Below are 21,971 nucleotides of genomic sequence, written 5' to 3' on the forward strand. Positions count from 1 at the left end.
TCAGGCCTTTTGGATACGTATTCATTGATGCTGACGGTTCCACGGACAATTTGCCTTGGATTTTTGGCGGTGATTACGCTGGGGACGCTGCTGTTGTGGCTGCCTTGGTCCACTAGTAATGGGGAATGGAACCCCTTTATCGTTGCGCTATTTACCGCAACATCGGCCGTTTGTGTGACCGGCCACATTATTGTGGATACGGCAACCCACTTTTCTCCCTTTGGTCAACTGGTGATTCTGCTGTTGATCCAAGTGGGTGGTCTGGGGTACATGACGGCGACCACCTTTTTGATTATTTTGCTGGGACGCAAGTTTAACCTGCGGCAAAAAATAGCGGTACAGCAAGCCTTGGATCGGCGGGGCATGCAGGGGGCACGGCAATTGGTGCGCTCGATTTTGGGTCTCACGTTTCTCTTTGAACTGACGGGTGCCTTGTTGCTGTGGCTGATTTTTCGCCAAGACTTTAGTGATCCACGGGCACTGTGGCTCGCGGTGTTTCACAGTATCAGTGCTTGGAATAATGCCGGGTTTAGTCTGTTTAGTGACAGCTTGATGGGGTATCAAACCTCTGTGCCCCTGAATTTCGTGATTTCACTGCTGATTATTTTTGGCGGCATTGGCTATGAGGTGATCTTTGAATTTTATCTTTGGCTGCGGGAGCATCTGCGCCACTGGGGTAAACCCGCCTATCTAATCCGCAAGGCGAGCCAGATGACGTTTAGCCTCAATTTCAAAATTGTGACGAGTACAACGGCGATTCTCCTCATCTTGGGAACGGCGATGCTGTTTGCGACGGAGATGCGATCGCCAGAACGGTTTGGTCTTTTTTCCTTTGATCAGAAGCTCCTCTTGGCGTGGTTTCAGTCGGTCACGGCGCGCACGGCTGGCTTTAATACCGTCAACATTGGTGAATTCAATAATGGCGGGCTATTTATTATGATTGCCCTGATGTTTATTGGTGGTAGCCCCGGTGGCACGGCAGGGGGCATTAAAACAACCACGTTGCGGATTTTGGCAGGGATTACCAAGTCAGCTCTGCAAGGGAAAGAGGTGGTGCTGCTCTACCGCCGTCAGGTGCCCCCCTCGCTGATCATGAAAGCGGTCGCTGTCGCCTTTGGCTCAATGTTTACGGTGCTGGTTTCCACTACCCTCATCGCGATCGCTGACCCCGAAGAGAATTTCATTAACATTCTCTTTGAAACCGTTTCCGCCTTTGCCACCGTTGGTCTCTCCACCGGTATTACCAGTGGGCTAACCGCCTTTTCCAAGTTGGTCTTGATTGTAACGATGTATGCCGGACGGGTGGGTATCCTGCTGCTGATGGCGGCAATTATCGGTGACCCCCAGCCTTCTAGCGTCCAATATCCTGAGGAAAACCTGCTGGTGGGTTAGGGGGCGGCGTACTCGGCAATGGCGGCAGCCATCTCTTGGGTACCCACGGGTTCTTTGCCCGCTGCAGCCAAATCATAGGTGACAAAGCGCCCCTCAGCAATGACTTTTTCCACAGCTGCCTGAAGACGCCGTGCCGCTTCCATTTCACCCAAGTGTTGCAACATCAACACACCAGAGAGAATCAATGCCGTAGGATTGGCTTTATTTTGGCCGGCATATTTAGGTGCTGAACCATGAATCGCCTCAAAAACGGCATATTCATCGCCAATATTGGCGCCGGGAGCCACCCCAAGGCCACCAATCATCCCTGCACAAAGGTCAGAAAGAATATCGCCGTAGAGGTTGGGCATCACCATCACATCATAGAGTTCAGGCTTCTGCATCAACTGCATGCACATGTTATCGACGATGCGATCCTCAAATTCAATTTCCGGATAGCGGCGGGCAATCTCACGGGCGCGCTCTAGGAAGAGGCCATCGGTAAATTTCATGATATTGGCCTTGTGAACGGCGGTCACTTTCTGGCGATGGTTGGCCTTGGCATATTTGAAGGCAAACTCAATGATGCGATCGCTCCCCAGCACAGAAATCGGCTTGACACCAATGGCAGCATCCTCACGGATCGGCTTACCCGCTAGATCACTCAAAAAGGCACGGGCTTTGGCCGCCTCGGGACTGGTGTATTCAAACTCAATCCCGGCATAGAGGTCTTCGGTATTCTCGCGAACAATGACAAGGTCAATGTTTTGAAAATAGCTTTTCACCCCAACAATGGATTTAGCCGGCCGTAGGTTCGCATAGAGATTGAGCCGCTTGCGGATCTCAACATTCACAGAACGAAAGCCGGTACCCACGGGGGTGGTAATCGGCCCTTTGATGGCAGTTTTCGTGCTTTTGATCGCATCGAGAACGTGTTCGGGCAAGGGGGTACCATAGCGTTCCATCATGTCCACGCCGGCATCCACCACCACCCAATCAATTTTGACGCCCGTAGCATCAATGGCCGTGCGAGTGGCAGCGGCAACCTCAGGACCAATACCGTCGCCGCGAATTAAGGTAACAGCGTGGGACACGAGTTCTCTCTCCCTATGCAGAACTGAAAGACAAGGTATTAGGAGGGTATGATGCCGCTAAATGAGCTTCACCGTACGTAGCGTGTGAAACAAAATTGTCGCCAAGGCGATCGCGCCCGCAACAATGACAAAGTACAAAACAATTCCCATCATGTTTCTCCTCAACAGGTAGTGATTTACTTCGGAATTCAGAATACCCTAGGCTGTGCCTACAAAACTAACATCACTAAAGCGCTTTTGTGCCTCGCTGACAGGACGATTTTTGCCTTCCTCTTGCCAGTAGTTAATAATTTCGGTGGCACGGTTGAGGAGTTCAATCCGCTCGGCTTCCGTAATCCAAGATTTCTTCTCTAACTCCGCCTTCAGGAGTTCCCAAGCATCGGTGCGCGGCCAAAAGAAGTAGGAGGTGAGGGGGCTTGTCCCTTTGCCAACAATTTGATCGACAGCGATCGCCACGTCTTTTTCTAACCAAAGTACTCTCAGGGTAAAGCGGGACAATTCTAACCTCCTAAAACTCGTTTTTCACAAAAAGCCATCCTTTATAATAACCAATCAGGCCAACTGCATACAAGTTTCTGGAGAGCTACCGTTGAGTACCCCCTGCGCCTGTGTCTTTTTTGATATTGATGGCGTGATTCGCGATGTCAGTCGTTCCTATCGCCGTGCCCTAGCGGATACCGTCGAGCATTTTACGGGGGGTGCCTATCGTCCCAGTCAAAAGGAAATTGACAACCTCAAGGCGGAAGGCTGCTGGAATAACGACTGGGAAGGGTCGCGTGAACTCATTTATCGCTACTTTGAACGCCAAGGGAAACCCCGCTGCCAAGTGCCCTTGGACTATGAACGCCTAGTGATCTTTTTTGAGGAGCGCTATAGTGGCGAAAATTGGTGCGGCTATATTCAAGATGAGCCACTGCTGGTGGATGCTGCCTATTTTCAGGCTCTTGATCAGGCACAAATCCGCTGGGGGTTTGTCAGTGGTGCGACGCGGGACTCGGCAGAATATGTTCTGAAACACCGCTTGGGTCTCGATCAGCCCCTTTTGATCGCCATGGAAGATGCCCCCGGCAAACCCGACCCCACAGGACTCCGCATGGCCTACCGTCAGGCCGCGGCTCAGGAAACCATTCCTGCCTTTTATGTGGGGGATACAGTGGCGGATATGCAGACCGTTGTCAATGCCCGCAAAGAACAAGCAACAACGCCGTGGATTGCCTTAGGGGTGATTCCTCCCCATGTCAAAGGGGCAGATCGCAGAGAATATGGCGATCGCTTGCGCTCAGCGGGAGCCAGTGCAGTTTTTGAACACACGCGCGACATTACCCCAGCGATGGTGGCAGCGTTCTTAGGGCAATTGGCTGCCCACGACTCAAACTGCGGGCAATAAGATCACAGCGTTCATTGCCGACATCGCCACTATGGCCACGCACATGGTGCCACTGGACTAAGGGATCATTGAGGGCATCTAGCTCCTGCCACAGGTCTTGGTTGAGAACAGGCTTTTTGGCGGCTGTTTTCCAGCCCCGCCGTTTCCAGTTGTGGATCCACTCCGTAATTCCCTTGAGGACATATTCGCTGTCGGTGTAAAGGGCGATCGCGCTCCCCGGAGCCAGTTGGCGCCATACCTTGAGGGCTTCAATGGCCGCCTGCAATTCCATGCGATTATTTGTGGTCGCGGGGTGATGTCCTCCCAGTTCCTGCACAGAGCCGTCGGCAAAGTAAATGACCACGCCCCAGCCCCCCGGTCCCGGATTGCCTTCGCAGGCACCATCGGTATAAATGGCACGAATCTCGGTCATGAGTCTCTATGCTCTCCAAAGGTTGCAAATAAAAAAGGGTGGCCACAAGACCACCCCCGAAGCAAATGGATACCAAAGACTATTTGATGCTGACTTTGGCGCCGGCTTCCTCGAGTTCTTTCTTAGCGGCTTCGGCGTCTTCTTTGGTGGCACCTTCTTTCACGGGTTTGGGCGTGGATTCCACCACTTCCTTGGCTTCCTTGAGACCCAAGCCGGTCAAAGAGCGCACCACTTTGAGCACGGCAATCTTCTTGTCGGCGGGGACTTCTTCGAGAATGACATCGAAGGCGGTTTTCTCTTCGACTTCTTCTGCGGGAGCAGCAGCCCCACCACCCACAGGAGCGGCGACCATCATGCCACCGACCGGCGCAGCGGCACTGACACCAAAGGCCTCTTCAATTTGCTTGACCAGCTCAGCGGCTTCCAGCAGGGTCAAGGATTTCAACTTTTCGAGAATTTCATCGGTTGCAGCAGACATTGTCAACTCCTATCGTTTCAAGGTTGGAAAACAAGAACAGGTGGCTTCCCAAGGGAAACCGAAAACAGGATCGATCTATGCCGCACCTTTGTCGGCGATCGCCTGGGTTGCCCGCGCCAAGGAAGCAGGAACCTCCTTGATGCCAATGGCAATCTTCGCTGTGACGGCATTGAGGGCACCAGCAATCTGCGCCATGAGTTGTTCTTTTGAGGGCAGATCACCAATGGCCTTCACTTGCGCTTCATCAAGGGCCCGTCCCTCCATGACCCCACCGCGTAGGGTGGTTTTTTTCGTGGCCTTTTGGAATTCTTGGTAGGCCTTGATCGTGCCGCCAATGTCGTCCTTGACCAAGAGGAACGCCGAAGGTCCCTTGAGGAATTGGGTCATGGGTTGCCAAGTGTCACTTTCTTTGACCGCCAATTCCATCAGCGTATTTTTAGTGACCTTGCAACTGGCATTGCACTTGCGCAAGCGTTGCCGCAAATCCTTCATCTCAGCATCGGTGAGACCTTGGTAGTCAATCACCAGTGCCATTTGTGACTCGCTCAGGCGTTCCTTTAGCTCCGCCACAATTTCTTTTTTGTTTGCTAGCGTGCGTCCCACGCGCATCACCTCCTGTAGTCAGTGAAAGAAAAACCCCAGCAGTGGTGCCGGGGCGATCGCCCAATCCCAACGGATGGACTTCGCAAACCTCGGCAGGAAGATTATGTCTGAGCCAGACCCCTGCGGTCTTCGGTTTCAGTCTTGAGTTGTCCAGTATTGGGCAATAGACAAGTCCTCCTTAGGCGGCTTCGGCCAGTTTTAGCTCCCGCAGGGCGTTGATGTCCACTTGAATGCTCGGCCCCATGGTGGCGGCCACATAGACACTGCGCCAGTAGCGACCCTTGGCACCACTCGGGCGGTTGCGGTCAATACTCTCTTGTAGTGCCTTGAGGTTAACGAGCAAGTCTTCGGCGCTGAAGCTAGCTTTGCCAAAGAGCACATGGACAATCCCGGTGCGATCGGCGCGGAATTCCACTTTCCCCGCCTTGAACTCTTGAATCGCTTGGGGCAAGTCAAAGGTCACCGTACCGGCTTTGGGCGATGGCATGAGCCCCCGCGGACCCAAAATCCGACCCACTTTGGCCACTTGGGGCATCATATCGGGGGTGGCAATGAGGAGATCAAAGTCCATCCGCCCCTTTTGAATTTCGTCAATGAGTTCCTCTGAACCCACAACATCGGCACCGGCGGCACTGGCTTCAGTCACTTTTTCACCCCGAGCAATGACCGCCACGCGAATCGTTTGACCGGTGCCTTTGGGGAGCGCCACAGTGGTTCGCAATTGTTGGTCGGTATATTTGGGATCAATGCCCAAGCGGATGTGGGCTTCTGCCGATTCAGGAAATTTGGCTGTGGCCGTTTCCTTCAGCAGTTGCAAGGCCTCGAGGGGAGCGTAGGGACGATCCTCCACCTTGGCATAGAGTTCGCGCAGTCGTCGCGAGAGTTTACGCATCAGAATTTACCTCCACGGGGTACTAACGAAACGCAGTTTCTCCCCCAACACAACAACGGACTCAACAGGAACACACGAAGGCAAGCTTTAGTCGGCAATGGTCACGCCCATATTGCGAGCGGTGCCTTCGATAATCCGCATGGCCGCTTCAATATCGTTGGCATTAAGATCCGGCATTTTCTTCTCAGCAATTTCCCGCAGTTGGGCACGGGTGATCCTGCCCACTTTTTTCTTGTTGGGTTCGCCGGAGCCTTTTTCAATGCCCGCAGCTTTTTGAATCAGCACGGAAGCGGGCGGCGTTTTCAAAACAAAGGTGAAACTGCGATCTTCATAGACCGAAATTTCAACGGGAACCACCATCCCCACTTGATCGGCGGTGCGAGCATTGTACTCTTTGCAGAACATCATGATGTTCACACCGTGCTGACCAAGGGCTGGACCAATGGGGGGAGCAGGGTTGGCTTTACCCGCTTGAATGGCAAGTTTAATAACTGCGACGACCTTTTTCGCCATAGTGAGTTAGCGTCCTAATCTACTTTTTCCACTTGAGTCACTTCGAGTTCGACCGGCGTTTCGCGGCCAAAAATCGAGAGTAATGCTTTCAGTTTGCTGCGCTCAGCACTGACTTCAATCACCTCTCCCTCAAAGTCCTTAAAAGGACCATTGAGAACTTTGATTTTATCACCACTATTGAGATCAATGCGGTGAACCGGTTCTTGTTCTTGGGCTTTGCGGAAGATGCGATCCACTTCGGCCGCACTCAGGGGCATGGGCTTGACGTGACCGCGGCCGCGGCCTGTACTGCGGCGTTGCTCGGCACCCACAAAGTTAATCACATTGGGGGTGTTTTTAATCACCTGCCAAGCTTCATCATCAATTTGCCATTCACCCGTTTCGGGGGACTGCTGTGCCCGCACTTGGACAAGAACATAACCGGGAAAAACTTTTTCCTCAATGGTTTGCCGCGAGCCATCTTTTTTGATTTTGATGACGGGGGTTTGGGGAATTTCAATGCGAAAGATGCGATCGGCCACATCCAGCGTATGGAGCCGCTGCTCGATGGTGCTTTTCACTTTTTTTTCGCAGCCAGAGGCCACCTGCACGGCATACCAAAACCGTTTGACCTTACCCGCTTGATCCCCTTCGGCCACTTCAACGGTGTCGTCAAGAGGATCGTTCAGATCAGAATGATCAGTAAATTCACTCACCATAGGCGCGTACTCGTAGGAATCTTTGGCTGTCTAGAAAATCAGTGTGGCCAGCCAACGAAAGAGTTCATCCACTAGGTAGATGACCGCAGCCGAAAGGGAAACGATGAGAATGACTGCCGCAGATTCGCCAATCAGACGCTGGCGATCGGGCCACACCACTTTGCTGAGTTCTTCCTTGGTTTCGCGGAAAAACTCGGTTAGATTAAAGCCACTAGTGGGCTTTTCGCCTTCGGTACTCTTGGTCACGGCGGCACTCCTTAGGGCGGGGGCAGCCCGTTGCTACCCGTTTAATTCAGCGCGATTTATTATCATAGCAGGTTTCTTCTTTTTAGGAAATCCCAATGTTTGATTGCTTGCGATCGCGCACCCTCACGACGGCTATGGGTGAGGTGGCCTACGTTACCAATGATCTCGGCAATGTTAACCCTGCTCGGCCGCCTTTATTTTTTTGGCATGGTTTTGGTGGTGGCTCGAGCCGCTATGAATGGTCGGCAGTTTATCTGGCCTTTTCAGCCGAGTATCCCCTTTTTGCTTTGGATTTGCCCGGTTGGGGCGCCTCTGAGCATCGCGATCAACCCTATACGGTGGCGGCTTATGTGGATCATTTGCTAGAGTGCCTTGGTCAATTGACGGCAGAACCAGCGGTGGTGATCACGTCGTCACTGACGGCAGCCTTTGCCATCCAAGGGGCGATCGCCCATCCCCAACGCTTCCGTGGCCTGATTCTCACCTGCCCAACGGGGTTGAGTGATTTTGGTCAAGATTACCGCCAGACCCCCCTTGCCCAGATTGCCCGCCAGTCCTATGTGGATATCGCCTTTTATCGCCTCGGCGTGGCCAATTCCCTGAGTGTGCAATCCTTTATGGCCAATCAACAGTTTGCCCGACCTAGCCGCATCAGCCCGGAAATGGTTGCCACCTATACGCAAGTAGCGCAGTCGGCGGGGGCAGAATTTGCCGCGTTGGCCTTTGTGCGGGGTGATCTCTGCTGCGATCTCAGTCGCTTTTTACCCCATTTGACGGTGCCGACCTATATCGTTTGGGGAGAGCAGGCAAAACTCCCTCCCGTGGCCGTGGGTCAACGCTTGGCACTGTTAAACCCCGAGGCGATTCGTGCCTTTGATGTGATGCCAGAGGTGGGACTAACGCCGCAGTTGGAGTGCCCTGCGGTGATGATTGGCTGGATTGATCGCTACCTTGGCCAGTTGCTGGCCTCCCCTTGAGGTGATCTAACGCTGGGCATTGGCAGTGGCGGGTAGGGTTGTGCCATAGACACGGGGGCGATCGCCCTGGGCCAATTGGGTGCTGCCTTGAGTATCCACTGCCCAAATGGTGGCTTTGGGGTTCCCCATGGTTTGGGTTTGAAAGAGCACCCGCTGCGGATCCGTTGTGCTCCAGCCCAAGAGGGTGGCAAAGTCGTATTCATCAGCGGTGGGATAAACCGTGGCCACATGACCCACCCCCGCCTGCCAAATCCACGCGCCATCGCTAATTAAATCAGTGGCAAACAAGCCGCCAAGCTGGCGCACCAAGAGACGATTGCCCGTTTCTGACCAGCCAACTGGAACCAGTACTGCAATCAGACCTTGAGCTTGGGGCACCTCTGCCAAAAACTCAGGCGGCATTTCTTTGAGGCTTTCAATGCGCTGCTGACTGCCGCTCTGGCGATCGCGAATTTCAAGAACGCTCACCAGTTGTTGCCGTTGCGCCTCGGGATCAGCCGTGAAGTAGAGGGTGGCCTGTGCCACATAGCGGCCATCGGGAGAGAGATATTGGGGCGTCTGCTGAGTCAAGCGGAGAGATTTCTTAGCCTTTAGAGCAGCGGCGTGGCCGTCGTCAATCCATTTCCAAGGGAGGGGGAAAGGACTCTGAAGCGGATCTGTGACTACTGTTTCTACGGGTTGATCGGGGGCTGAGGGTCGCTGGGCTTGGGCAGGCGTTACTGGGGCGATCGCAAGGGCTGTCAATATCCCACAGACTGAGGAGATCAAAAAGCCCCGCCACGGCGCAAATCGGGTTACCATGAGGTCACTCCTCTGAAATAAAGTTTGCTTATTTTATTGACAGTTTGGTTAAACGAATGATGACGGCTCCTCACACCTCTAGCATAGCAATTGGCCTAGGCCGATCGCAGGAAAATTAACGAAGTTTTATGCTCTTGACAGAATTAGTCAAAAAATCTCGTGACTATTTGCAGTCATTGGCAGTCATTGAGATTCATTCCCAGTGGTTTCCCCTCAGTTCCCCCTCGCTCAAAGATGCGGCGACGACCCCCTATGCAGTGAATGCTAAAGGGCATTTGGCGTGGCCCAAGGGTCGGCACTCCCTCTGGTTGGGGCAGCGAATCACGGTACCCGCGACGGTTCAAGGCTATAGTGTGGCGGGTTTAACTCTACGCCTTGATCTCACGTGGTGGGCGGATCAGGCAACGGTGTATGTCAATGGTCAGGCGGTGCGTCAGGGGGATTTATTTGATCATTCGGTGAGTCTGTGCCTAGGGGAGGCGGTGACCCCCGGCCAAGCGTGGGAGGTGGTGTTGCATCTTGTGAGTCCCGGCCACGATGACGGTGCTTTGGTGAGATCAGGCCTGCGGTTTGAATCGCCAACGGGGATTGATCCGGACTTTGTTGCCACTGAGTTGGACATTTTGGCGATCTTTGGTGAAACCCTCAACCTGCAACCCCTTGAACCCCTGCTGAAGGACGTTTTAGAAAGTCATGGACAGCGCCCCATCTTAGATCCGTTGCTGGCGGAGATCCACGAGAAAATGCAGGCGATCGCCACCCCCTTGCGGGACTTCACCATGCACCTGTGTGGCCATGCCCATCTGGACTTGGCGTGGCTCTGGCCGATCGCTGAAACGTGGCAAGTGGCACAGTCCACTTTTCGATCTGTCTTGCAGCTTAAGGAACGCTATCCCGAACTCACCTTTACCCACTCCACTCCCGCCCTCTATGCCTATTTGCAGATCCATGCCCCAGAACTTTTTGGGCGGATTCAGGAAGCCGTGGCAGCGGGTTGGTGGGATGTAGCGGCAGGCCTTTGGGTCGAACCGGAACTGAATCTGATTAACGGTGAATCTATTGCCCGCCAGATTCTCTATGGCCAGCAGTACGTACAGGAGGCCTTTGGTGGCATTAGCCCCATTGCTTGGTTGCCCGATACCTTTGGCTTTCCAGAACGGCTCCCCAGTTTCTTGGCTCAGGGGGGCATTCGCTACTTTGTCACCCAAAAATTGCGCTGGAATGACACCACGCGCTTTCCCCACGGTTGGTTTGTCTGGCGGGATCTGGCGGGGGCGGAGGTGAATGCCCTGATGTCAGCACCCATTGGCGAGGGGATTGCTCCCGTGAAAATGGCTGCCTATGCCCAAGAGTGGTGGCAACAAACGGGATCGCGGCGCAGTCTCTGGCTCCCTGGTGTCGGCGATCATGGCGGTGGACCAACGGCAGACATGTTAGAACGGGTGCGACGCTGGCAACACCTCGGTGGTATTGGGCCGCAGTGGCAATGGACAACCGTGCAGCAGTATTTGGATCAACTTGCCCACGAAACACCGCCGACTCCCCATTGGCAAGGGGAACTCTACTTGGAATTCCATCGCGGCTGCTACACCAGCCATGGCGATCAAAAAGCTGCCCACGATCGCGCCCAACGCCAACTGCAAGAGGCGGAACGCTGGTGTGCCCTCGCGGCAATCACAACTTCTTTTTCCTATCCTAGAGAAGAACTCAAAGCCTGTTGGCAACAACTTCTCTTTAACCAGTTTCATGATATTCTCCCCGGCTCCTCGATTCCAGAGGTCTATGCGGAGGTGGCACCAACGTGGCAGCAACTCCTGACCACGACAGAGACAGTCCTAAGGGAAGCACAAACAGCGCTGTGCCAGTCCATTGACGGCGGTGAACCGCCGGTGACAGAGGCAATTCCCGTTGTGATTTTCAATGGATTGGTGGGCGATCGCGCCGGGGTTGTCCACATTGACTTGGCGCAGCTACCGCAGGAGGTTTCCTCTTGGCGGGTTTATTGTCCACGGGGCGACTACGATTTACCAGCGCAGTTGAATGCTCCCCAAGGTTGCTTGACGTTTCGTACCCCTGAGGTGCCGGGAATTGGCTACACACTGCTGTGGCTCTGCCCGCGATCGCGCCCTGATACCTTACCAACCCCACCCTTGGGCTATGTCTTAGAAAATAACTATCTCCACGTTGAAATTGATCCGTCAACAGGGGAAATCACCAATCTGTATGACAAGTTGAATCATCGTCCCTGCTTGGGCGATCGCGGTAATCAACTGCAATTTTTCCGTGATCAGGGGCAATACTGGGATGCTTGGAACATTGACCCCAACTATGGGCAGCATCGACTGCCGGGGGCGACCCTAGAGGCTATTGAATGGGTGACGTGGCATCAACTGGAGCAGCGACTACGGGTCAGATGGCGCTTTCAGTCCTCGCAGATTCAGCAGGAGTATGTGTTGCAGTATCAAACCCCGTGGCTGCGCATTGATACGGTGATTGACTGGCAGGAGGAACATATTCTCCTCAAGGCGGCTTTTCCCTTGGCAATCAGTGCTGAGCAGATCACCTGTGAAACTCCCGGCGGCGTTACGCTGCGCCCGACCCTTCCCAATCCCCACCTCAGCGCCCATGAGCAAACAAAATGGGAGGTGCCCTTTTTAACGTGGGTGGATCTGAGTACCCCAGAGTATGGGGTGAGTCTTTTCAGCGACTGCAAGCATGGCCTTGATGCCCAAGCGAATCAACTGCGATTGACCCTGTTGCGATCGCCCACTTGGCCGGATCCGACGAGCGATCGCTGTCAGCACCGCTTTAGCTATGGTGTGTTTCCCCACAGTGACTCGTGGCAAGTGGGCGGTGTCCCGCAGCAGGCAGCTCAGTTTAATCAACCTCTGAGGGGAGAAATTGCCCCCGCCAACCCATCAGGATCATTACCGCCCCACGCTCAGCTTCTCCATTGGTCGGATGCCCGCATTCAATGCCTTGCCCTCAAACAAGCAGAGGATGGACAGGGTTGGCAATTGCGAGTCGCAGAAGTGGCTGGGGAAGGGGGCACCTTGGAACTGCACTCAACGCTAATCCCATGGCAGATCAAAGCATCGCAAACACTCTTGGAGACGCCCACAGAGAATACCAACACAGTGACCCTCAGCCCATGGCAAATTCAAACCTTCCGACTACACCCTTGACCTACAATTGCGCCTTGAGGATTCTTGGCGATTCTCAGACAAATCTCCCTCACTCAAGCAGGGCAGCTTGTTGACATTACAGCACATCAATCGTCGGGAAAGCTGTTGAAACATGACTCAAGTCTAAACTATAGCTATTCCAATAAAGAATGAGATATCATCCAGCACAATACTTGCGAATCACTTCATCAATCGAACTGTTTGACCCTGCATACATCCGCGCTCGCTTCAGCGCACTAAAGTCGTGCTCAATCACATTCAAATCAGGAGAGTATTTCGGTAAAAATAACACCTCGTGACCCGCCGCTTTCACCACTGCCTGAATCACCCCTTTTGGATGAATCGGTACATTATCCATCATCAACAACGAACGTTTCTCTAACGCCGGCAAACAGTACTGACTCAGTCAGCTTACAAACCCTACCGCATTCAAATATCCGCAAAACAGCATTGGGGCGATGAAGTCTTTCTGGTGTCTATACCGTCCTGCTACTAATACTAATATCATCTAAAAAACCATATTATTTGCTTATTATGGCCAATACTACAACAGATAGTACAAACTCAGCCAATATGCTCCCATGAAACAGCCGTACCCCGCTCAATGGCCTGATTCACTCGCTTGCCCAGCAGTACCTCATAGTATTTAGGAGGCAACCCATACCCGGGGCGAATGGAACGAATACACTCTGGCGTAATCACTTCCCCCGCCACCATATCTTTGACAAAGTACAGTGAGCGGCGATACACCAGCGACTTTTTCTCCGCCTCCGTAGGCCCATAGTGCACCCGCCCCAGCGCTTGATAAGCCCGCTGCGTTTCCTCCACCAGCAGTTTCATTTCGTGGGGTTCCAAACTAAAGGCGGCATCTACCCCGCCCTCAGCACGACTCAGCGTAAAGTGCTTTTCAATGACCGTTGCCCCTAGAGCCACCGCCGCTACTGCGACACCGATGCCCAGCGTGTGATCCGATAGCCCCACTTCACAGCCAAAGAGTTCCCTTAGGTGCGGAATTGTCCGTAAGTTAGAATCCGTTGGACTCGCAGGATAAGTGCTAGTACATTTGAGCAAGACAATCTGATCATTGCCGGTTGCCCGAATTGTTCGCACCGCTTCATCCAGTTCCGCAAGAGTTGCCATACCCGTGGACATAATAATCGGCTTACCCGTTTGGGCAATTCTTTGAATTAGGGGTAAATCAACTATCTCAAAGGAAGCAATTCTGTACATCGGTACATTGAAACTTTCTAGAAAATCTACTGCCGTTAGATCAAAAGGAGTGCTAAATGCGATTAAACCTAATTCCTTAAATTATTTGTCGCAAGGTATAGCCTTGCCAAACTTTTTTGCCAAACATGAAATTAATCTTTGCAATCAACAATGCGAGCGGCGTTGTAATAAAATACATTCTGTTTCTCCGAATCACTAAAGTAGGCCTTACCTAAGACTCTATCAAGGACAGATATTGCTTCCTCAATGCGTACATAGGGAAAATCACTAGCAAAGAGAACTCTCTCTGAACCAAGTTTACGATAGGTGAAGGCAAATAAATCCTCATACACAGACTCGGCAAGATAGTTTAGTGAGAAGGAAGTCTCTAGATAAATATTAGGACAATAATCAGCAAGGACTAAAGCCTCTTTAAAGCGCATTCCACCACTATGTAGAAGAATAACAGGAGTATTTTTAACAAAATCACAAATTTGAGCAGCCAATTTCAAATTGTCATAATCAAATAACTTGGTTGTGCCATAACTTGTATCTATACATATATAAAATCCCATTTCAGATGCTCGTTTTGCGATCGCAACCACATCAGTAAATAAAGATTCTGATATTTTTTGGTTATAGCAATGAAACTTAATTCCTTTGACGCCAAATTGCTTAAGATTATCAAGATAACAAAAAGCTAGCGCCTTGCTTATTGGAGTTGTTGCCGTAATAGAAGCTAGGTTAGGACATACATTGTATAAACTTTTAAGGAATTCTTGAATTCCATTTGTCATGAAGAAGTAATCGTTTAGGATCATCAAGTTAATTGAAGTTGCACTTGCTAGACTTGGCTTGTAGCTGTCAAGAGTGGCTAAAACTGACTCTGGAGTTACCTCCGTTTCTGAAAGATGAATCGAATGTAGATTGTACTGTAAAGAGACAGCGTGAACATTAAAGTCAAAAATTCTACTCATACTTAATTGTCGTAAGGGTACATAGCAATCCTATTTTAGCAAAGCAACCATAAACTCTTTTTGAGGTATACAAGGATAGTCATGCGCCAAAATAAAGTTTTGCGTATGTGTGGATACTAACTGAATTACTTCAGAAGGATCGTGATAAAAAACGTTGGCTTCAGGAGGATAAGAAGGATCAAGATTCGAAGAAAGAAAGTCAACAATACACATATATCTAGATAGAAGAAAAGCTTTGTTTATCATAAATTTAGTAAATTGAATGTTTTTTTCTTTGCTGCCTAAATTCCAATTTAATAACCCTAACATAATGGAAACATCAGCTATCGGTTGAGAATTTATCGGTAAAGTGATGATGTCGCATACTTCAAATCTACTCTTGCTGTTACTGTGTCTAGACTTAGCTTCTGCAATAAAGTAATCAACAGTATCCCATCCTATATAGTAGCTATAACTGATTAAACGATTATCCAAAAAGCTGAGAAAGTCACCAAAGCCACATCCAATATCTAATACTTGTTTTCCATTGAGATTAGCTATTTTAGTAACCTTTTCAAATCTAGTAATTTGATGATCTCTGGAATCCCAGCCCAAACTAAGAGGTGAGTAGCCGTGCGTTTTGTACCTAGTGGAATACCTTTCTCGAACATCCTTCGATATTTGTTCTAAGTTCAATAAACTATTCTGATTCATCGGGCATAACCTCCTTTAGTTTTGTTTGCAAGTTTGCAGGAAGGACGAGTGAGTTATTCATATATGATTTTCTACAAATCGTTTCATAAGTTGACCATTTTAGAGTATCTATACAGTAAAACCATATGTCTTCTTGCAGTTCAACAAATTGAAGCCTCTGTTTTAGACTTTCATTGATCTTCTCCTTTTCTATCAGAACAACACCGGAATCATCTGCTACGATGATGGCATTTTCAAACCTAGCTCTTGATTGATTTACTTGCTCATTGACATAGTCGTTTGACTCTGGTAGGCTGTTCGAGCAACCGATTGGAGTAATACCAAAAGACCAAATTGGATATCTTTCCTTTAACAAGGAATGAACATCGCGAACTAAGCCACCCACTATGATAGCTTTACACCGTTTGTAGAGAAGCAAGTATTTAGCAACTAATTCTCCGAAGAGAGCCTTGCCTTCACAGTTAAAGGCTTCGATATATACAATCGATCCTTCTGGTACATTTTCTATTTGTTGATGTAAATGATAGTTTGAGTTTGAATGGGTATATACATAGCTAACTAAACCCACTTTATGATAGCCATATACTAGAGGGCGAAAATTATTAAGAACTCCTGCCTTATTCAGAGCATCAGAAACTTGGCTGGTCGATATTCTATTTCTTTCAATAATGTTTATTACTTCTAGTACGACAGAAGAATCATTCATAGTCTATACTTATACCCCGATGTAGTGTTTCAATGAAGATGTTTTCGTCTTCTGACTCATCCAATTGAATTATAGCAAAACCATGCCTATGAGCATCGCTTTTGACAGGCGAAACTGCTTGTGATGGTTTTACAAACAGCTTTAACTTGACTAATCTAGGATCATTAACCACCTTAGGATCAATTCTAATATCCTTTATCACTCCTAAAGGAAAAGAAAAAAAATAAAGTATGACCTTTTTTGCACCACGAGGAAAATAATCAACTAAGTTATTATCTTGTGTTTGTCCCAAGCAATCATTAATGTAAATACTGGGCAAATCAATTCCAGTAAACAAAGGTACAATTAATGAAGATGTATAAACTCCTCCACCTCGGTTAGCCATTTCTATAAGATAGATATTATCATATTTGTCAATAATATATTCAGCATGAATCATTCCAAAGTTAAATCCTAATTTCTGGGCAACTAGTGAGTTATATCTAAAAATCTCCTTACAAACATTAATTTTTGAAGAATACTTTATAACATTTGCCACACACTGATTATCTTTATAATGAGATTTTTTAGCTACTGCTAATGATGTAGGATGACCGTTAAAGCAGTAACCATCAACAGTGTATTCTTCCCCTTCAATATACTGCTCAACTAAAACAAGTCTCGAGTGAGACATCATAAGCGATTTATAGAATAGCTCTTTCAGATAGCTTTCGTTTTCAACCTTGAATACACCAAAAGAACCTCTATTATCTATAGGTTTTAGTACTAGAGGGTAAAGGATTTCTTTTGATGCATAAAGTGCTTCTTCATATGTAGAAGCAAGAGAAAACTGCGGTACTTTTAGCCCACTGTCTTGGGCTTTACGTCTTTGGTAATATTTATTTGTTGCAACCTGAGCTTGATGTAGTTTAGGTCCGGGAATTGAAAGAAGCTCAGATAAAAAAGCTTGTGCAAAATAAGAGTAATCACATGCATCTGATACAACAGCATTTATAGAATTCTTCTCTGCAAATTCGCTTATTCTGTATAAATCTCTTATGTCACCGATACAGATATCCTCGTAAGTAAAATCAGCTTCGTAATCATTACTGAAGTGATAACCATATATTTTGTGACCTTGATCTGCAAGCTTTGCCAAGAGAGGTTTTTGTTCCCAGCCTAAGTTAATAAATAGAATATTCATTCTCTAAAACCTCCTTCTAAACAACTTTGTAGCATTGGGAATTCAAGAAGGCTCTCAGATTCTATATCGCAGCCTGCAACAAAATTCTCTATAATTATTGGCTCTAGAGAACAATCTATACCTCCTTCAGCTCTCTTATAACTGAAATCGGAATGTAAAAAAATGTCTCCCTTTTTCTTTGGTTTATTAATTACTAACTTATACCTAACTTTATCTAACAAATCTATTTCTTCATTCTCAAGATGCGTTCTTGGATTGCTTTGAGATGCAATTTCTATATCTCTTATTGATTTTGTCATATTTAAAAACTCATTTGGAGTCAGTGAAACACAAGCATCAGGTGTGCTGATTTTTCTATCTAAAATAAAATGCTTCTCGATAGCTTTGGCGCCCATAGCTACTGCTGCAAGTGATATGTGTATTCCTTGAGTATGATCAGAGAACCCAACAAATGCGTTAAACATTTTTTCATAAATCTTTATTCTTCCTAAATTAACTAACTTTGCAGGGGTAGGATAAATGGTATTGCAGTGCAGTATGATATACCTGTTGTGAAACTGAGTTATTATATTAACAGCTCTTTGCACTTCGGAATAAGTGGCAAGTCCAGTCGAAAAAAGTATTGGCTTTCCTGTTTGAGCGACTTTTTCAATCAATTGAGGAAAGCAAGCAACCTGAGGCGATGCTATTTTGTATAAATTTACGTTTTTCTTTTCAAGAAAGTCAACAGCACTCAAGTAAGTAGGAGCCGTAAATATTTCTATACCTATAGCATCGCTAAATTCTTTAATTTCTTCAAAAAAGTTGTTAGATATGTCTATAAGCTTATGCAGAGCAATTATTTCCTGACTCGGACAATGATAAACATGTCCTAAACTTAAGGTCTGAAACTTTACAGCATCTGCACCGCTTTCTTTAGCGGCATGAATAGTTTCCTTGGCAATATCAATATTCTGACAATGATTAGAGCCAATTTCAGCTACAATGAATACCTTACTTTGACTTTCCTTATTATCATTAAATAGATTTAAAGCCATTTAACCAACCTCCCAACCTGAAATGCTTCCGCACTAAAAAGACCCACAGATGAGCCACGAATATAGGCTAGGTACTTTACCACATCTATAGAGCGATAGTGAGGATATTGACGCATCTCTTTAGAATATATGTCCAATGCTCTCAACTTAAGGTCAAGTGCATTTTCAGTATCATTAACTTTCTCGGATAAATTCACAAAGTACTGCGGAATAAAAGTATTAGAAGCCGTTGGTGTATTCCATCCAGTGGCAGAGGGTACCTCAAAGAACAAAATCTGCTTTACTGAACTACCGGGCAAGGGGCGTGCTGCTGTCATAACTGCTTCATGGGTAATACGGTGATCAATATTGAGATCGCCATAGTGATGAGTATAGATTATTTCTGGGCGAATGTCATCTATTACTCCCTCAATTACTTTCACAACATCCAGCAAGTCCACGCTGTCCATCCGATTATCTGGAAAGCCACCAAAGCGCACATCCCTACACCCTACCACTTCCCCAGCCCTTCGTGCTGTTTCCTTCAGTTGCTCCAGTCCCTCCTCCCATTCTTCAATATCTCGCTTGGTACTTCGACTGGTTAGGCCTTCGGCCAAGATTAGAGTAGTCACTTTATCCCCGTGGGCAGCATGTAAAGCTATCGTGCCACCACAGCCAAGAATTTCATCATCAGGATGGGCAGCAACGACTAATACCGATCTTTCTCTAAAATAACTAGTCATTTTTCATTGGACTAAATTTTGATATTTTTAAGATGTAACGCTGGCCTCTATAATTAAAAAAAGCAGGATACTTTTCATTATCTACAATTCTAAAAAGATTAAATTGCTCATGAAGCGTTTTCGATATATCCAAACGAGAATCCTCTGGTGTTCTCTTCCTATAATATGTTACCTCTCCTTTTTGAGGAATTCCCTTTTCTAAAATATCTGGATAGGATTCGATAAATTTTTTACATAGTTCTATTGTTTTCCTTGCTTGCTTCTCCCTTATTTCATCAATAAGTTCATGCCCTTCTAATTCTATTTGATCCCTCAAGTAAATCTCACCTGAGTCAACTTTCTCAGCTGCCCTAAACAAAGTGATTGGAATTATATTCTTGCCTTCTAAGATTTGCCAAGCTACCGGAGACCATCCACGACCTTTTGGTAAATCACTTTCATGAACGACAACAGCTGAGGAAAATTGTTCAATATACCTACGAGCAACTATGCCCCAAAAAGATAATATAAAAAGAATATCACCCCCCTTCAGTGCATCCTGCTGATGCACCCAACTAATCTCATGTTCACCAGATAAATCCAATACCCACCTACTTAAGTAATCATTAATCCATGATTCTTTCTGAGATAAGATACTAATCTTCATAACCCACAACTAGTTTTTTTCAAGAATTTATCATTATTTTAACTATAGCTTATTACCTTAGCTGAACGGTAACATCCTTTTGCATCTACAAATTCACACCTCTTTCCCAGTCTTTCAAAACTACTTTTATCTTTGATCATTTGATTAAAAAATTCTAAAACAGCACAAGATGATAAATGGAAGCACAGTTTATGGAAGTCTTTCTCCCATAAAGCTTCACAGAACTCTACTTGGTCATCAGACGTCACAACAACAATTCCCGTCAAACCAAGGCACATTCGCTCCCATGTAATAGAACCTCCAGACCCCAAGTACCATGAGCACCTTAACATAATGTCGGGCATTTGATCTGTTTGAACATGCAACTGTCCTTCAGGGAAATACTGCATTTGCGATTCCACTTCCGCACGGTGAGGGTTGGCTCCACCAATCACCACTTCAGGGGCAAAATCCCCAATTTCCCGCAGGATTTGCAGGGCTCGGGTTGTGTAGTTCTGGGGATCCATCCCGCCAAAAAAGACCAGTACCTTACGTGGATCAAACGGTGGGCGTCCTTGTCGCTCCAATTTTTCGCGGGCAGCAATGAACTCTGATCTGAGGAGAGCGTACTCAGGCCCTAGCAACTGGCAACAGTGCGGAGGAACTAAACCGACGTAGCGATCCCAGCGATGCGTATAGTTTTGATCCAGCAAGACATCACAATCATGGAAGCGGTTGGCAAGGTCATCAATGACAAAAATTTGCTTGACCACTGGGCGCAACTGCTGCTCCCACGCTTTGTCAATGCCGTAGTGATCGACAACCAGCCAGTCAGGGGTTGCCTCTAGACTTTCGATAATTTGCTTGGTTTGTGCTGCATCCACTTCTTGAGGGACGCCTAGGTCAGCCGCTGTTGTGGGTTCAGCTCCCCTTGGCAGCTCATAGACTCTAAAGCCCTTTTTCTGCACAAGGGCGATGATATTGTTTGGATGGTTGCGACAAACGAAAATACAGGTTGCTCCTTGCTCACGGAGCGCTGTTGCTAGTGTCATACACCGCATGATGTGCCCAGTGCCAATGTGGGTTGCCGAGTCGGTGCGGAAAACAATGAGCATTTCCTAGCCATCCTCCCTAGTTGAGTCTTCGCATCCTTGCATGGCAGACTGGTTCTTTCAATTACTTCTTAGCAAGCATGAAATCAGGATACTTGCTTGCCCAAATTCCATTCTCAATTCGTAAACAGTGTCCTAGGCCGATCTCTGAGTTAGCCTCTACTCTAATCGCAATATTACCTAATCTTCGCATATAAATAATGTTTCCTGAACAATGGTATTAGTTTTGTTTTTCAAACAGCCTAGATAAGAAAAGCACTAGTAGAAAATGACTACCATGAATCTTGCACCACTTCAGTAGAGTACAGTACTTTATACAGGAGTTCGGCACGCTGCCAATCCTCCAAAGTGTCAATATCTACAACCCGCCACTGGGGAATAACAAGACCAATACCTTGCTGATGAATACTGATGTCTGCAAGCCATGCTTGAGTTCTGCCCCAGTAGAACTGACCTGCATCATAATAAGCAGGCTCTAAATCCTGAGTACGTTCTTGCTCATACTCTGGATAAAAAGGCTCCATCTGACCAGATGGATGTCGTCGTAAAGCTCGCTGTATGGAAGAGGGAAAGCTCGTCACGGGAAAAACATAGGGAGCATTAGAACTCAGTAGTATGTTTAAGGCAGCTTTGAGATCATCAGCCTGTAGCAAAGGAACAGCGGGGTAAATGCAGCACACTAGTTCAGGATGACAACCCTGCTCTTGCAATACTTGAATACCATGAGCAATGACTTGTGTGGTGCCTGTATAGTCATCAGCTAGGGAAGCTGGCCGCACAAAAGGAACCTCTGCACCCCATTGAGAAGCAACAGTGGCAATCTCTGGGTCTTCAGTAGAAACAACGATGCGATCAAATAAGCAGGAGTCTTGAGCGATCGCGATCGCGTAAGCAATCATTGGCTTTCCACAGAAATTACGGATGTTTTTACGAGGAATTCGCTTGCTTCCTCCTCGCGCAGGAATAATCGCGACTTTCATTATGTTAGGGTTGCGGTATAGTTCGTCAGTAGTTTACTGGTTCTCTTTATGAGCCATCCTGCGCTCTACG

Annotated in this window: 23 protein-coding genes, 2 pseudogenes and 1 other annotated feature; of the genes and pseudogenes, 4 read left to right on the forward strand and 21 right to left on the reverse strand. The window is 47.9% G+C overall.

Translation table 11 applies throughout. The features are described 5' to 3' along the window. The first annotated feature begins 30 nt into the window (after positions 1-30). Entirely contained in the window at positions 31-1,392 is a 1,362-nt protein-coding gene (locus tag RHJ31_RS00575; RefSeq protein WP_315862967.1) for a TrkH family potassium uptake protein, read from the forward strand. On the opposite strand, the gene RHJ31_RS00580 is transcribed toward RHJ31_RS00575, so the two are convergent. Both RHJ31_RS00580 and RHJ31_RS00585 read right to left on the reverse strand, forming a co-directional pair. Next, a complete protein-coding gene (locus RHJ31_RS00580; protein ID WP_206200615.1) occupies positions 1,389-2,465 on the reverse strand; it encodes an isocitrate/isopropylmalate dehydrogenase family protein in 1,077 nt (358 codons plus the stop codon). The two genes, RHJ31_RS00575 and RHJ31_RS00580, sit on opposite strands and share 4 nt — an antisense overlap. Positions 2,466-2,663: 198 nt before the next feature. Beyond that, a complete protein-coding gene (locus tag RHJ31_RS00585; RefSeq protein WP_149817201.1) occupies positions 2,664-2,963 on the reverse strand; it encodes a 30S ribosomal protein PSRP-3 in 300 nt (99 codons plus the stop codon). Positions 2,964-3,054: 91 nt separating this feature from the next. Here RHJ31_RS00585 and RHJ31_RS00590 point away from each other — a divergent pair, with 91 nt between their 5' ends. Next, entirely contained in the window at positions 3,055-3,852 is a 798-nt protein-coding gene (locus tag RHJ31_RS00590) for a TIGR01548 family HAD-type hydrolase (RefSeq protein ID WP_302676973.1), read from the forward strand. On the opposite strand, the gene rnhA is transcribed toward RHJ31_RS00590, so the two are convergent. The 7 genes from rnhA to secE form a co-directional block, all read right to left on the reverse strand. Then, a complete protein-coding gene (gene rnhA / locus RHJ31_RS00595; RefSeq protein WP_302676974.1) occupies positions 3,785-4,264 on the reverse strand; it encodes a ribonuclease HI in 480 nt (159 codons plus the stop codon). The two genes, RHJ31_RS00590 and rnhA, sit on opposite strands and share 68 nt — an antisense overlap. A 79-nt stretch (positions 4,265-4,343) precedes the next feature. Continuing rightward, entirely contained in the window at positions 4,344-4,742 is a 399-nt protein-coding gene (rplL, locus tag RHJ31_RS00600; RefSeq protein ID WP_149817205.1) for a 50S ribosomal protein L7/L12, read from the reverse strand. A gap of 75 nt (positions 4,743-4,817) precedes the next feature. Beyond that, positions 4,818-5,345 (reverse strand): 50S ribosomal protein L10, encoded by a 528-nt coding sequence (gene rplJ, locus RHJ31_RS00605; protein ID WP_149817208.1) that lies wholly within the window; start codon positions 5,343-5,345, stop codon positions 4,818-4,820. An 18-nt stretch (positions 5,346-5,363) separates the two neighbouring features. Further along, positions 5,364-5,496 (reverse strand) — a sequence feature (ribosomal protein L10 leader region). Between the two features lie 27 nt (positions 5,497-5,523). Continuing rightward, positions 5,524-6,240, reverse strand: coding sequence for a 50S ribosomal protein L1 (gene rplA, locus RHJ31_RS00610; protein WP_190278287.1), 717 nt, complete (start codon positions 6,238-6,240; stop codon positions 5,524-5,526). Between the two features lie 84 nt (positions 6,241-6,324). Beyond that, positions 6,325-6,750 carry a 50S ribosomal protein L11 gene (gene rplK / locus RHJ31_RS00615; protein ID WP_206200619.1) on the reverse strand — a complete coding sequence of 142 codons (426 nt, stop codon included), beginning with the start codon at positions 6,748-6,750 and terminating at the stop codon, positions 6,325-6,327. Between the two features lie 14 nt (positions 6,751-6,764). Continuing rightward, positions 6,765-7,448: a transcription termination/antitermination protein NusG gene (nusG, locus tag RHJ31_RS00620; protein ID WP_302676975.1), complete on the reverse strand. Its 684-nt coding sequence runs from the start codon at positions 7,446-7,448 to the stop codon at positions 6,765-6,767. 30 nt (positions 7,449-7,478) lie between these two features. Continuing rightward, the gene (secE, locus tag RHJ31_RS00625; protein ID WP_149817217.1) at positions 7,479-7,694 is read right to left on the reverse strand and encodes a preprotein translocase subunit SecE; all 216 of its coding nucleotides are present in this window, start codon (positions 7,692-7,694) and stop codon (positions 7,479-7,481) included. A 95-nt stretch (positions 7,695-7,789) separates the two neighbouring features. On the opposite strand from secE, the gene RHJ31_RS00630 reads away from it, so the two are divergent. Then, on the forward strand, positions 7,790-8,671 hold the full coding sequence (locus RHJ31_RS00630) for an alpha/beta fold hydrolase (RefSeq protein WP_302676976.1): 882 nt from the start codon (positions 7,790-7,792) through the stop codon (positions 8,669-8,671). 6 nt (positions 8,672-8,677) lie between these two features. Here the strand turns inward: RHJ31_RS00630 and RHJ31_RS00635 are convergent, their stop codons facing one another. Continuing rightward, on the reverse strand, positions 8,678-9,472 hold the full coding sequence (locus RHJ31_RS00635; RefSeq protein WP_302676977.1) for a hypothetical protein: 795 nt from the start codon (positions 9,470-9,472) through the stop codon (positions 8,678-8,680). Between the two features lie 128 nt (positions 9,473-9,600). Here RHJ31_RS00635 and RHJ31_RS00640 point away from each other — a divergent pair, with 128 nt between their 5' ends. Continuing rightward, a complete protein-coding gene (locus RHJ31_RS00640) occupies positions 9,601-12,657 on the forward strand; it encodes a glycoside hydrolase family 38 C-terminal domain-containing protein (RefSeq protein WP_310445711.1) in 3,057 nt (1,018 codons plus the stop codon). Positions 12,658-12,814: 157 nt separating this feature from the next. Here RHJ31_RS00640 and RHJ31_RS00645 read toward each other — a convergent pair. From RHJ31_RS00645 to pseF, 11 genes and pseudogenes are all read right to left on the reverse strand, one after another. Beyond that, a pseudogene (locus tag RHJ31_RS00645) lies at positions 12,815-13,153 on the reverse strand (transposase); the annotation flags it as partial. Between the two features lie 68 nt (positions 13,154-13,221). Further along, positions 13,222-13,965: pseudogene (pseI, locus tag RHJ31_RS00650) on the reverse strand (pseudaminic acid synthase); the annotation flags it as partial. A 53-nt stretch (positions 13,966-14,018) separates the two neighbouring features. Next, positions 14,019-14,843, reverse strand: a complete 825-nt coding sequence (locus RHJ31_RS00655) for an amidohydrolase family protein (RefSeq protein WP_302676979.1) — start codon at positions 14,841-14,843, stop codon at positions 14,019-14,021. Positions 14,844-14,873: 30 nt separating this feature from the next. Beyond that, positions 14,874-15,536, reverse strand: a complete 663-nt coding sequence (locus tag RHJ31_RS00660) for a class I SAM-dependent methyltransferase (protein WP_302676980.1) — start codon at positions 15,534-15,536, stop codon at positions 14,874-14,876. After that, positions 15,523-16,242, reverse strand: a complete 720-nt coding sequence (locus RHJ31_RS00665) for an RraA family protein (protein WP_302676981.1) — start codon at positions 16,240-16,242, stop codon at positions 15,523-15,525. The genes RHJ31_RS00660 and RHJ31_RS00665 overlap by 14 nt, the downstream gene beginning before the upstream one ends. Next, a complete protein-coding gene (locus tag RHJ31_RS00670) occupies positions 16,235-17,425 on the reverse strand; it encodes an ATP-grasp domain-containing protein (protein WP_302676982.1) in 1,191 nt (396 codons plus the stop codon). The genes RHJ31_RS00665 and RHJ31_RS00670 overlap by 8 nt, the downstream gene beginning before the upstream one ends. Further along, positions 17,422-18,462, reverse strand: coding sequence for an N-acetylneuraminate synthase family protein (locus RHJ31_RS00675; RefSeq protein WP_302676984.1), 1,041 nt, complete (start codon positions 18,460-18,462; stop codon positions 17,422-17,424). The genes RHJ31_RS00670 and RHJ31_RS00675 overlap by 4 nt, the downstream gene beginning before the upstream one ends. Beyond that, a complete protein-coding gene (locus RHJ31_RS00680; protein ID WP_302676985.1) occupies positions 18,453-19,184 on the reverse strand; it encodes a PIG-L deacetylase family protein in 732 nt (243 codons plus the stop codon). The genes RHJ31_RS00675 and RHJ31_RS00680 overlap by 10 nt, the downstream gene beginning before the upstream one ends. Then, positions 19,177-19,830, reverse strand: coding sequence for a formyltransferase family protein (locus RHJ31_RS00685; RefSeq protein WP_310445827.1), 654 nt, complete (start codon positions 19,828-19,830; stop codon positions 19,177-19,179). Before RHJ31_RS00685 ends, RHJ31_RS00680 begins: the two co-directional genes overlap by 8 nt. Positions 19,831-19,868: 38 nt before the next feature. After that, entirely contained in the window at positions 19,869-20,924 is a 1,056-nt protein-coding gene (gene pseG / locus RHJ31_RS00690; protein ID WP_302676987.1) for a UDP-2,4-diacetamido-2,4,6-trideoxy-beta-L-altropyranose hydrolase, read from the reverse strand. A 269-nt stretch (positions 20,925-21,193) separates the two neighbouring features. Further along, a complete protein-coding gene (pseF, locus tag RHJ31_RS00695) occupies positions 21,194-21,901 on the reverse strand; it encodes a pseudaminic acid cytidylyltransferase (protein WP_302676988.1) in 708 nt (235 codons plus the stop codon). Between the last annotated feature and the right edge of the window lie 70 nt (positions 21,902-21,971).

It is taken from the genome of Thermosynechococcus sp. JY1331, assembly GCF_031583475.1.
Classification (GTDB): domain Bacteria; phylum Cyanobacteriota; class Cyanobacteriia; order Thermosynechococcales; family Thermosynechococcaceae; genus Thermosynechococcus.